General features: G+C 72.1%; 10 protein-coding genes. 8 read left to right on the forward strand and 2 right to left on the reverse strand.

Annotated features, from left to right (window positions below; translation table 11 throughout):
* The first annotated feature begins 203 nt into the window (after positions 1-203).
* Positions 204-716, forward strand: a complete 513-nt coding sequence (locus tag ACWCPF_RS07395; RefSeq protein ID WP_451044000.1) for an EF-hand domain-containing protein — start codon at positions 204-206, stop codon at positions 714-716.
* A 16-nt stretch (positions 717-732) separates the two neighbouring features.
* Here the strand turns inward: ACWCPF_RS07395 and ACWCPF_RS07400 are convergent, their stop codons facing one another.
* Positions 733-2,241 (reverse strand): class I adenylate-forming enzyme family protein, encoded by a 1,509-nt coding sequence (locus ACWCPF_RS07400; protein WP_451044001.1) that lies wholly within the window; start codon positions 2,239-2,241, stop codon positions 733-735.
* A gap of 170 nt (positions 2,242-2,411) precedes the next feature.
* On the opposite strand from ACWCPF_RS07400, the gene ACWCPF_RS07405 reads away from it, so the two are divergent.
* From ACWCPF_RS07405 to ACWCPF_RS07420, 4 genes are all read left to right on the forward strand, one after another.
* Positions 2,412-3,608 (forward strand): amidohydrolase family protein, encoded by a 1,197-nt coding sequence (locus tag ACWCPF_RS07405; RefSeq protein ID WP_451044002.1) that lies wholly within the window; start codon positions 2,412-2,414, stop codon positions 3,606-3,608.
* A gap of 8 nt (positions 3,609-3,616) precedes the next feature.
* Entirely contained in the window at positions 3,617-4,750 is a 1,134-nt protein-coding gene (locus ACWCPF_RS07410; protein WP_451044003.1) for an acyl-CoA dehydrogenase family protein, read from the forward strand.
* Positions 4,751-4,760: 10 nt separating this feature from the next.
* A complete protein-coding gene (locus tag ACWCPF_RS07415; protein ID WP_451044004.1) occupies positions 4,761-5,654 on the forward strand; it encodes an acyl-CoA dehydrogenase family protein in 894 nt (297 codons plus the stop codon).
* A gap of 562 nt (positions 5,655-6,216) precedes the next feature.
* Positions 6,217-6,729, forward strand: coding sequence for an ATP-binding protein (locus tag ACWCPF_RS07420; protein ID WP_451044228.1), 513 nt, complete (start codon positions 6,217-6,219; stop codon positions 6,727-6,729).
* 533 nt (positions 6,730-7,262) lie between these two features.
* Here ACWCPF_RS07420 and ACWCPF_RS07425 read toward each other — a convergent pair.
* Positions 7,263-8,189: a cyclase family protein gene (locus tag ACWCPF_RS07425; RefSeq protein WP_451044005.1), complete on the reverse strand. Its 927-nt coding sequence runs from the start codon at positions 8,187-8,189 to the stop codon at positions 7,263-7,265.
* 86 nt (positions 8,190-8,275) lie between these two features.
* Here ACWCPF_RS07425 and ACWCPF_RS07430 point away from each other — a divergent pair, with 86 nt between their 5' ends.
* From ACWCPF_RS07430 to ACWCPF_RS07440, 3 genes are all read left to right on the forward strand, one after another.
* Positions 8,276-9,193, forward strand: coding sequence for an SDR family NAD(P)-dependent oxidoreductase (locus tag ACWCPF_RS07430; protein WP_451044006.1), 918 nt, complete (start codon positions 8,276-8,278; stop codon positions 9,191-9,193).
* Positions 9,194-9,295: 102 nt separating this feature from the next.
* Positions 9,296-10,447, forward strand: a complete 1,152-nt coding sequence (locus tag ACWCPF_RS07435) for an acyl-CoA dehydrogenase family protein (RefSeq protein ID WP_451044007.1) — start codon at positions 9,296-9,298, stop codon at positions 10,445-10,447.
* The gene (locus ACWCPF_RS07440) at positions 10,447-11,496 is read left to right on the forward strand and encodes a Zn-dependent alcohol dehydrogenase (RefSeq protein WP_451044008.1); all 1,050 of its coding nucleotides are present in this window, start codon (positions 10,447-10,449) and stop codon (positions 11,494-11,496) included. Before ACWCPF_RS07435 ends, ACWCPF_RS07440 begins: the two co-directional genes overlap by 1 nt.
* The last annotated feature ends 21 nt before the right edge of the window (positions 11,497-11,517 follow it).

Genomic DNA, 11,517 nt, shown 5'->3' on the forward strand with positions numbered 1-11,517 from the left:
CGAGCGGCGCGGTCCCCGTCCACCAGGGTCCACCAGGGCCCACCAGGGCGGTCTCCGCTCCGGCGACCGTGCCACACCCTTGTCCTGAAATTCCCCCGGTCTTGGCACAGGCGTCGCTTTCCCGCTGCCCCGACGTCTGTGACGTCGTACGCTCCCTGCCGGAAGCATCCCCGCACGAGCGACGTCAGGTGGTCCGAGAAGACATGGTCAGCAGTGAGTACGAACGCAGGATCGCCGCGCGGTTCGCCACCTTCGACCAGGACGGCAACGGCTACATCGACCGCGAGGACTTCGGCGCCGCGGCCAAGGCGGTGCTCGCCGAGTTCGGCGCCACGGCCCGCTCCGACAAGGGGCAGGCCCTCTACGCGGGCGCCGAGGCGTTCTGGCAGGGCATGGCCGGCATCGCCGACCGGGACGGCGACCAGCGCATCACCCGGGAGGAGTTCGTGAACGGCGCGGTCAAGCGCCTGAGGGACAACCCGGACCGGTTCGCCGAGATCGCCCGCCCCTTCCTGCATGCGGCCCTGGACATCGCCGACGCCGACGGCGACGGGCGGGCCACGGTCGAGGACACCGTACGGGTGCTCAGGGCGCTCGGCGCGCCGGAGGAGGTCGCCCAGGGGGCCGCCGCCGTCCTGGACGCCGACGCGGACGGCAGGGTCGGCGAGGCGGAGATCGTCCCCGCCTTCGCCCGCTACTTCACGGTCGCCGAGTAGTGACTCCCTGCGTCGTTCACTGAGCGAAGCGCTCGCGCAGCTTGTACTTCAACACCTTCCGCAGCGTCTCGTTGCGCGGCAGGGCCTCCACCACCTCCAGCCGCTCCGGCAGCTTGTGGACCGACAGCCCGCCCGCGCGCAGATACGACGTGAGCGCCGCCAGGGTCAACGGCTCCCCGGCCCCCGGCGCCCGCTCCACCACCGCGCACACCAACTCGCCGCGCTCCGCGTCCGGCAGGCCGATCACCGCGACGTCCCCGACGGCCGGGTGAGCGGCCAGCAGGTCCTCGATCTCCTTGGCGGAGACGTTCTCCCCCTTGCGGATGATGACGTCCTTCAGCCGACCGGTGAGCACCAGATGCCCGCTGCCCGTCACGTGCCCCAGGTCGCCGGTGCGCAGGAACCCGTCCGCGTCGAAGGCCTCGGCGCTCTGGCCGGGATCCAGATAGCCCCGGCACACGGCCTCCCCGCGCAGCCGCACCTCGCCGTCCACCACGCGGATCTCCATGCCCTCCGGCGGCCGCCCCTCCGTCGTCGCGAGGTTCTCCGCGGTGTCGTCCGGCGCGCCCATGGTGATCATCGGTACCTCGGTCATCCCGTAGCCGTGCGTCAGCTGCACCCCCATCTCGCGCACGACCGCGTGGTACACCTCGGGCGGCTTGGGCGCTCCGCCGCCCGCGAGCAGCCGTAGCGTGGGGATCACGCGCGTGTGCGGCTGTTTGCGCTGCTCGGCGAGGAACATCGAGTAGAAGGCCGTCGAGCCGCCCGCCACCGTCACCCCGTGCCGCCGGTACCCCTCCAGCGCGTCCGGCAGCGCGAAGTGCTCGAACATCACCGCCGGGAAGCCGTACAGCAGCAGCATGACGGTGTAGTCGGGGCCGGCGATGTGGGCGTACGGGAACGCCATCGAGCCGACGTCGTCCGCCGTGAGGCGCAGCGCATGGGCGAGGCAGGAGCCGCCGGCGATCAGCGAGCGGTCGGTGTGCAGCACGCCCTTGGGGTCGGAGGTGGTGCCGGAGGTCCAGTAGATCCAGCGCACCGACGTGCCGTCGGCGGGCGGGGCGGGGAGCACGGCGGGATCGCCCTCGGGCAGGTCGTCGTAGGCCTCGAAGACGCCCTTCGCGCCGAGCCGCCGGGCCATCTCGGTGTGGTCGAAGCCCCGCCAGACACCCGGCACGGCGAAGAACTCCGCCTTGGACTCGCGCAGCGCGAAGCCGACCTCGCGGTCGCGGTAGAAGGGGATGACGGGCGACTGCACGGCCCCGAGCCGGGCCAGTGCGAAGGACAGGACGGCGGTCTCCAGGCGGGTCGGCAGCTGCCAGGCGACGACCGTGCCGGGGCGCACGCCCATGCCGTACAGCCCGGCCGCGACCCGCTCGGCACGCGCGCGCAGCTCGCCGAAGGTCAGCGCGCGCTCCTCCTGGAGGAGGACCCGGCGGTCGGGGGTGAGGTCGGCGCGGCGGGCGAGCAGGTCCCAGAGCGTGCGGGACGTGCTCAGCTCATGGGCGGTGGCGGTGTCGTTCACGGTCGGCCCCCTGCCGTAGCTGACGGACAGTCAGATTTTGGGCAGAGCGTAAGCCCGGTCGCCTTGTCGGTCCAGGGGTCGCGGACTAGCCTGCTGGGCAGAGTGAATCTGACGGTCCATCAGATAGCCGCCATCGGACAACTGGCGTTCCGCCAGGCGGAGGGAAAGCCATGAGCACCGAACTGCCGCGCATCGTCAGCGTCGACGACCACGTGATCGAACCCGCGCACCTCTTCGCGACCTGGCTGCCGCGCAAATACCGCGACCGCGGGCCGCAGCCCCTCACCGCCGGGATCGGCGAGCTCGCCTACGTCGCCGGGAAGTACCAGATCACGATGGACCCGGACGGCCAGCCCACCGACTGGTGGATCTACGAGGACCTGAAGTTCCCGTACAAGCGCAACATCGCCGCCGTCGGCTTCGACCGCGACGAGATGACGCTGGAGGGCATCACCCGCGAGGAGATGCGGCGCGGCTGCTGGGACCCCAAGGCCCGGCTGGCCGACATGGACCTCAACCACGTCGAGGCCTCGCTCTGCTTCCCCTCCTTCCCCCGCTTCTGCGGGCAGACCTTCGCCGAGGCGCACGACAAGGAGGTCGCGCTGGCCTGCGTGCGCGCCTACAACGACTGGATGGTCGAGGAGTGGTGCGGGGGCAGCGGCGGCCGGCTGATCCCGCTGTGCCTGATCCCCCTGTGGGACATCGACCTGGCGGTCGCGGAGATCCGGCGCAACGCGGAGCGCGGGGTGCGCGCGGTGACCTTCTCCGAGATCCCCAGCCACCTCGGGCTGCCGTCGATCCACTCGGGCTACTGGGACCCGTTCTTCGCCGTGTGCGAGGAGACGGGCACGGTCGTCAACATGCACATCGGCTCGTCGTCGCAGATGCCGGCCGCTTCGCCCGACGCGCCCCCGGCCGTCCAGGCGTCGCTTTCGTTCAACAATGCGATGGCCTCGATGATGGACTACCTGTTCAGCGGCGTCCTGGTGCGCTTCCCGCGCCTCAAACTCGCCTACTCCGAAGGCCAGATGGGCTGGATCCCGTACGCCCTGGAGCGCGCCGACGACGTCTGGGAGGAGCACCGCGCGTGGGGCGGCGTCCGGGATCTCATCCCCGAGCCGCCGTCGACGTACTACTACCGGCAGATGTTCTGCTGCTTCTTCCGCGACAAGCACGGGGTCGCGTCCCTGGACGTGGTCGGGCGCGACAACGCCACCTTCGAGACGGACTACCCGCACGTCGACTCGACCTTCCCGCACACCAAGGAGGTCGCCCTCGACCATGTGAAGGGCCTCGACGACGAGACGGTCTACAAGCTGATGCGGGGCAACGCGATCCGCATGCTGGACCTGGACCTCGACAAGTAGGCCCGCCCATGGACCTCACGTACACCCCCGAGGAAGAGGAGTTCCGGGCCCGGCTGCGGGAGTGGCTCGGCAAGGCGCTGCCGAGCCTGCCGCCCAAGCCGTCCCCGGACGACTGGCCGGCCCGCAGGGCGTACGACCTCGGCTGGCAGCGCATGCTCTACGACGCCGGCTACGCCGACGTCCACTGGGACGCCTCCCCGACCGTCCGGCTGATCTTCCTGGAGGAGACGGAGAAGGCGGGCGCGCCCTATGTGGGCGCGGGCTTCGTCGGACTGCTGCACGCGGGGCCGACGATCGCCGCCGAGGGCACGGCCGAACAGCGGGCCCGCTGGCTGCCGCCCGTCCTGCGCGGCGAGGAGGTCTGGTGCCAGGGCTTCAGCGAGCCCGACGCCGGGTCCGACCTCGCGGCGCTGCGCACGCGCGCGTGGCGCGACGGCGACCACTACGTGGTGAGCGGCTCCAAGATCTGGACCTCGCACGCGGAAGTCGCCGACTGGTGCGAACTGTTGGTCCGCACGGACCCGGCCGCCCCCAAGCACAAGGGCATCACCTGGCTCGCCCTGCCCATGGACGCCCCCGGCGTCACCGTCCGCCCGCTGCGCACGCTCGCCGGGTCCGCCGAGTTCGCCGAGGTGTTCCTGGACGAGGTGCGGGTGCCGGTCGCGAACCGGGTGGGGGACGAGAACGACGGCTGGCGGGTGACGATGGTGACGCTGTCCTTCGAACGCGGCACCGCCTTCGTGGGCGAGGTCGTCGCCTGTCGGCGCGTGCTGGGCGAACTCGCCCACGAGGCACGGAGGAACGGCCGCTGGGACGAACCGGCCCTACGGCGGCGGCTGGGCCTGCTCAACGCCGAGTTCCGGGCGCTCTGGCGGCTCACCCAGTGGAACGTGAGCGAGGCCGAGGCCACCGGGGGCCTGCCGGGCGTCGGGGGCTCGGTCTTCAAGCTGCGGTATTCACAGGCGCGCCAGGAGCTGTACGAGGCCGCTGCCGACGTCCTGGGCGACGAGGCGCTCGACCTCGACCGCCCCTGGGCCCTGGACCGGCTCTCCTCGCTGTCGTACACCATCGCCGCCGGCACCTCGCAGATCCAGCGCAACATCGTGGCCGAGCGGATCCTGGGCCTGCCGAAGGGAAGGTGAACGGTCCGACATGCGCTTTCAGCTGACGGACGATCAACGCGCACTGCGCGACGGGGTGCGCGCACTGCTGGCGCGCCGCTTCGACCGGGAGGCGCTGCGGGCCGCCGTGGACCGGCCGGGAACCCTGGACCGCGCGCTGTGGCGGGGGCTGGGGGCGGCCGGCTTCTTCGCCCTGCGGCTGCCCGAGGCGGACGGCGGGGTCGGACTGGGGCTGCCCGAGGCGGTGTTGGCGTTCGAGGAGGCGGGCCGCGCCCTGCTGCCCGGACCGCTGCTGGCCACCCACCTCGCGGCGGGCCGCGTGCCCGGCGCGGCCGACGGCGAGACGGTCGTCGCGGCCGTCCACGGCGGCGGGACGGTGGAGTGGCTGGCGGCGGCCGACGTCGTGCGCGGGGACGCCGAGGGGGCCGTGCCGCTGAGCTCGGTGGACCCGCTCACCCCGCTGCACCGGGTGCCGGGCGCGGCGAACGGTGCAGCGGCCGTGGACCCCGTCGCCGTCCTGCTCACCGCGGCCGAGCAGTTGGGGACGGCCACACGCGCGTGCGAGCTGGCCGTGCAACACGCCCGGGCGCGTGAGCAGTTCGGGCAGCCGATCGGGGCCTTCCAGGCGGTCAAGCATCTGTGCGCGGAGCTGCTGGTGCGGGTCGAACTGGCCCGCGCGGCGGTCTACGCGGCCGCCGTCACGGCCGACCCCGTCGACATCGCGGCCGCCCGGCTCCTCGCCGACGAGGCCGCCGTACGCGGCGCGCGGGACTGCCTCCAGGTGCACGGCGGCATGGGGTTCACCTGGGAGGCGGACGTCCATCTCCTGCTGAAACGTGCCTGGGTGCGCACCCGGCGTACGGGATCGGCTACGGAGAGTGAGGAGCTGTTGGCGGGCGATCTGCTGTCCGGGGCGGGTCGATAGCGGCCGTCGGCGGCGTCTGCCTGCAGTGACGGGCGGGGGTCGCGGGCCGACGGCCGTATGGATGTCGCGGATTGTGGCATACCGGAATCACGGAGCGTCGATATCGGGTTGTGTCCGATGCGTGACCCGTCACGGCCCGGAGTCGACGGGTCGCTCCGGTACCTTCTGTGAGATGCGAGTGGTTCCGAGCATGAGCCATGCCGGCGGTGCCCCTGGGGCGGTGCCGGATCCGGCGGTGCGCGCCGCCGCTCGCAGGTCGGACGAGCCTTCGACCCCCGCCTGTTCGACTCCCCGGGGCGGGCGTCGCACAGTATGCCGCACGGGTAATCCTTCGCGCTGGAATATGCCCGAAGCGCTTGTTGGGGTGACTGTCCGTCAATCAAGCTGTCTCGTAAGGGATTCACGTTCCGTCACCCTGCCTCTGGCCGTTGTTCTGGCCATGCAGAAAATGGCTACGATCGTGGCCCCCGTCGTCATGGTGCACACGCGGCTCGCGTGGCTCGCGTGGCGTACGGCCATGTGTCCGCCGGTTCGGATGGTGTGAGCGGTGCAGGTGCTTCAAGTGCAGCTGGAGATCCGGCCCGACCCCGCTGAGGTGGGGCGCGCCCGGAGGTGGGCCCGTTCGCGCCTGGCCGGGTCCGGGATAGGGGACGAGGAGCCGCTCGCCGAGACGTTGATCCTGCTCGTCTCCGAACTGGTCACCAACGCCGTGGTGCACACCGGCTGTCCGGCCGTGCTGCGGCTCTCCCTGCCGGGCGGCTCGGCCGGGCCGGGCGCGACGGCCGAGCCGTCCGTCGTCCGCCTGGAGGTGGCCGACACCAGCGACCGGGCCCCCGTGCCCCGGTGCGCCGGCGACGAGGCGACGGGCGGCCGCGGTCTGGCCCTCGTCGACGGCCTCGCGGACCGCTGGGGCTGGAGCGTCGAGGGCGCGGGCAAGCGGATCTGGTGCGAACTGGACCGCTGTGCGCGGCCGGGCGAGGTCGAGGCGGATCGCGGGGGCGCGGCCGAGTGCGCGGCGGTGCGACAGGAGGCCGTCGAGCCGGCTTACGGCGGGCTCGCGTACGAGGTCGTCTGACGGCTCGACAGACTGCCGGGCCGACGAGCCGACGGGCCGACGAGTTGCCTGTCTGCCCTGTCTGCCCTGTCTGCCCTGCCTGGCTGGTGCCGGGCTGGCGCGCTGCTGGGGTGACGCGCTGACGGGCCTGCGGGTGCGTGGGTCGACCGGTTGACGGCGCACGGGTGCCGAATGCCTTGCAGGGTGCGGGGCACGGGCGCAGAAAGCGCTGTCGCGTTCGGCCGGGCGGGGGGCGGTGCGCCTGGCTGTGCTTCCGTGCGCGCCCATTGCGAATAGGGCATAAGTGAAAAATCCCCGTTCTGGTGTTGACGCCACGTGTCCGTTTGATCACGCTTGTGGTCAGCGATTCGCCGTGAGGGGACGGCGAGGGCTTCGGTGACGGAAGCCCTTGTCGAGTGTGGGTCGTGATTCGGCGTCGGTTCCCTCAGGGCCGAGGGGAGACGGGGCACGTACGCCGGAGCCGGATGGCGGTGCGCGGTGCCGTGCTCGGGGCGGGCAGCCGCGCGCCGCCAGCCGAGGTGGGTCGTCGGTGTTCAGAGAACGGCCACGGGGGCCACCGGAGTTCCCGTACCGCCGACGAACGGCTCGGGCATCGCCGACAGCCAGAATGTATGGCGGCCTGCTTGTCCACAGGCTGTGGACAACTCTTCGAGATTCCAGTTCTGGCCCTGCAGCATCCCCATCTCCACGAGATCGAGGGCGTGCACGGGCAGCCACAGGTCGTCGATCTCGGGCGGGAAGATCTCGAACGTGAGGGTGTCGTTGGCGACCGCCGCCACATCGCGCGCGTGGAACCACTCCGGTGTGCGGACCGACAGCCCGGGCGACGGATAGCCGTACGCGTGTTTGTCGCCGGACAGATAGACCTGCACCTGCCCGGTCCGCACGAGCACGATGTCGCCCGCACGCACGCGTGTGCCGGCCAGTTCCTCGGCCGCCTCCAGATCCTCCGGTGTGACGGCGTGTCCGCCCGCCAGCCGATCGACGCCACGCGCGCGTGCCACGTCCAGGAGCACCCCGCGCGAGACGATGTGCCGCGCCTTGTCGATGCCGCTGAACTCGGCCCCGCCGTGCGCGGTGATGCTGGCGGCCGGGCGGCCGTTGTAGAGCTTCCCCGAGTGCGAGACGTGGGTCAGCGCGTCCCAGTGGGTGCCCGCCTGCAGCCCCATGGTCACGGCGTCGTCGCTGCACGCCACCGTCCCCGGGCCGAAGATCTCCTGGTTGATCTGCACCATGGCGTGCAGCGGGTTGACGCGTCCCGGGATCATCCCGGTCTGCACGCCGTCCTCCCTGAGGGGGAGCGCGAGCGGGACGCGGCGGCCGGTGCGGATCTCGGCCGCCGCCGCGCGGACGACGTCGTCGGTGATGAGGTTGAGCGTGCCGATCTCGTCGTCGGCTCCCCAGCGCCCCCAGTTGTTGACGCGCTTGGCGATGTCGTGGAACTCGGCCGGCAGTGACATCCGGTGCCTCCCCGGGGCTTGTCCTGGCCCAGCTGACGGGACATAAAATCTAACGGTCCGTCAGAAACTGTGGGAAGGGGCCGGGCGTGGGGAACTTCTTGGCAGGCAGGGTCGTCGCGGTGACGGGCGCCGGACGCGGGATCGGCCGGGCGGTCGCGCTGGCGGCGGCGGCCGAGGGCGCGCGGGTCGTCGTCAACGACTACGGGGTGGGCGTGGACGGGGCCGAGCCCACGAGCGAGATCGCCGAGACCGTCGTCAAGGAGATCGAGGCGGCGGGCGGCGAGGCCGTCGCCGTCGCCGACGACATCTCCACGATGGCGGGCGGCCAGCGGGTCGTCGACGTGGCGCTGGCCTCGTACGGACGGCTCGACGGGGTCGTCTGCGTGGCCGGGATTCTGCGCGAGCGGATGCTGTTCAACATGTCCGAGCAGGAGTGGGACCCGGTCGTCGCCACCCATCTGAAGGGGACGTTCACCGTGTTCCGGGCCGCCGCCGCGGTGATGCGCAAGCAGCGGGCGGGCACGCTGATCGGTTTCACCAGCGGCAACCATCAGGGGTCCGTCTCCCAGGCCAACTACAGCGCGGCGAAGGGCGGGATCATCTCGCTCGTGCGGAGCGCGGCGCTCGGCCTGCACAAGTACGGGGTCACCGCCAACGCGGTCGCGCCGGTCGCGCGTACGCGGATGTCCGCGGGCGTGCCGATGGAACTGGCGGAGATCGGCGAGCCGGAGGACGTGGCCGCGTTCGTCGTCTATCTGCTGTCGGAGCAGGCGCGGGAGGCGGGCGTCACCGGGCAGGTGTACACGGTCGCCGGGCCGAAGATCGCGGTGTGGGCGCAGCCGAGGGAACTCCGGTCGGTTTATGCGGAGGGAGGGTCCTGGACGCCTGAGCGGATCGCGGAGGTGTTGCCGGGGGCGGTGGGGGTGGATCCGATGCCGATGCTTGCGCGGTTGTCGGAGATGGCGCGAGCGGCGCGGGACGGGGCTCGACCGAACGCCCAGTAGCTCGGGGGTGCGCCTTTCTCGGCGGCTGCGGGCTCGTTGTGGCTTGTCGCGCAGTTCCTCGCGCCCCTAGGGGGTGCGGGCAGCCTGACTCTGGAGGTGAACGTGGAGTTCGGATTCACTCCCGTCGATGAGGAGTTTCGCCTGGAGGCGCGGGACTGGCTGGTTGGGCAAGGGGGGTTTCCGGCCGATCGGCGGGACTGGGAGCGGAGGCTGGGGGCGGCCGGGTGGATCGGGATCGGGTGGGGGGAAGGCGGGTACGGGAATCGGACCGCCTCCCTCACTCAGCAGGTCGCCTGGGCCGAGGAGTACGCGAGGGCGGGGGCGCCGGCCCGGTCCGGGCACATCGGGGAGAACCTCCTCGCGCCCACGCTGCTCGCGCACGGCACGCAGGAGCAGAAGCAGCGGTTCCTGCCGCCCGTCGCCGCCGGTGCGGAGCTCTGGTGCCAGGGGTACAGCGAGCCCGGGGCCGGGTCCGATCTCGCCGGGGTGCGGACCGCGGCCGTGCGGGAGTCGCCGGGGGGTTATCGGATCACCGGGCAGAAGATCTGGACCTCGCTCGCCCATGAGGCCGACTGGTGCTTCGTGCTCGCCCGTACCGACCCGGAGTCGAGGCGGCATCGCGGCCTGAGTTTCCTCCTCGTCCCGATGGACCAGCCGGGGCGGATCGAGGTGCGGCCGATCCGGCAGCTGACCGGCACCAGCGAGTTCAACGAGGTCTTCTTCGACGGGGCGCACGCGCGCGTGGAGCATCTCGTCGGCGCGGAGGGCGACGGCTGGCGCGTCGCGATGAGCCTGCTCGGCTTCGAACGCGGGGTGTCGACCCTGGCCCAGCAGATCGGCTTCGCCGCGGAGTTGGGGCGGGTGGTGCGGACCGCGGTCGAGACGGGCGCGGCCGACGACCCCGTCGTACGCGAGCGGCTGGTGCGGCTGTGGGCCGAGTTGCGCACCATGCGGTGGAACGCGCTGCGGACGCTGGGCGGCTCGGGCGGGCCCGGTGCGCCCAGCGTGGCCAAGCTGCTGTGGGCGGGCTGGCACCAGCGGCTCGGGGAGGTGGCGATGCAGGTGCGGGGCGCGGCGGCGAGCGTCGGACCCGCCGACTGGTCGCCCGCCGCGCCGTACGAACTCGACGACGCACAGCACCTGTTCCTGTTCTCCCGGGCCGACACGATCTACGGCGGCTCGGACCAGATCCAGCGCACGATCATCGCCGAGCGGGTGCTCGGCCTGCCCAGAGACCGCAAGGAGGTCGTCTGATGCGAGGCGTGGTGTTCGACGGGAAACGGGCCGAGGTCGTGGACGACCTGGAGGTGCGCGACCCCGGGCCGGGCGAGGTGCTCGTCGCGATCACGGCGGCCGGGCTGTGCCACAGCGATCTGTCGGTGGTCGACGGGACGATCCCCTTCCCGGCGCCCGTCGTCCTCGGACACGAGGGCGCGGGCGTGGTGGCGCAGGTCGGGGCGGGCGTCACGCATGTCGTCCCCGGGGACCATGTCGCGCTGTCCACGCTCGCCAACTGCGGTACCTGCGCGGAGTGCGACCGCGGCCGGCCCACGATGTGCCGGCAGGCCATCGGGCGGCCGCGGAAGCCGTTCACGCGCGCGGGGAACGCGGTCCACCAGTTCGCGGCCAACTCCGCCTTCGCCGAGCGCACGGTGGTGAAGGCCGTGCAGGCGGTGCCGATCCCGAAGGACATCCCGCTGACGTCCGCCGCGCTGATCGGCTGCGGAGTGCTGACCGGCGTCGGGGCCGTGCTCAACCGCGCGCGCGTGGGGTACGGGGAGAGCGTCGTCGTCATCGGGACGGGCGGGATCGGGCTCAATGTGCTGCAGGGGGCGCGGATCGCGGGCGCGTCACGGATCGTGGCCGTCGACGCGAACCCGGCGAAGGAGGCGATGGCCCGGCAGTTCGGGGCGACCGAGTTCCTGCCGTCGGCGGACGGCGTGCGGGACGTGCTTCCGACGGGCGCGGACCATGTCTTCGAGTGCGTGGGGAAGGTCGAGCTGATCCGCACCGCGATCGATCTGCTGGACCGGCACGGACAGGCGGTGCTGCTGGGCGTCCCGCCCGCGACCGCCGAGGCGTCCTTCCGCGTCTCCTCCCTGTTCCTGGACAAGGCCATCCTGGGCTGCCGTTACGGCGCCTCCCGCCCCCAGCGGGACATCGCGCTGTACGCCGGGCTGTACCGCGAGGGCCGGCTGCTGCTCGACGAACTCGTCACCCAGGTCTATCCCGTCGAGGACTTCGAGAAGGCGACGGCGGACGCGGAGGCGGGGCGGGTGGCGCGGGGGGTGCTGACGTTCTGATGCGCTGATGTTCTGACGGTC

Source organism: Streptomyces sp. NPDC001858, assembly GCF_053594615.1.

What these genes read in the sequence shown, in the direction of transcription:
- ACWCPF_RS07395 (WP_451044000.1), top strand. Translation starts at nt 204, where the DNA reads ATGGTCAGCAGTGAGTACGAACGCAGGATCGCCGCGCGGTTCGCCACC.
- ACWCPF_RS07410 (WP_451044003.1), top strand. Translation starts at nt 3,617, where the DNA reads ATGGACCTCACGTACACCCCCGAGGAAGAGGAGTTCCGGGCCCGGCTG.
- ACWCPF_RS07425 (WP_451044005.1), bottom strand. Translation starts at nt 8,189, where the DNA reads ATGTCACTGCCGGCCGAGTTCCACGACATCGCCAAGCGCGTCAACAAC.
- ACWCPF_RS07405 (WP_451044002.1), top strand. Translation starts at nt 2,412, where the DNA reads ATGAGCACCGAACTGCCGCGCATCGTCAGCGTCGACGACCACGTGATC.
- ACWCPF_RS07415 (WP_451044004.1), top strand. Translation starts at nt 4,761, where the DNA reads ATGCGCTTTCAGCTGACGGACGATCAACGCGCACTGCGCGACGGGGTG.
- ACWCPF_RS07440 (WP_451044008.1), top strand. Translation starts at nt 10,447, where the DNA reads ATGCGAGGCGTGGTGTTCGACGGGAAACGGGCCGAGGTCGTGGACGAC.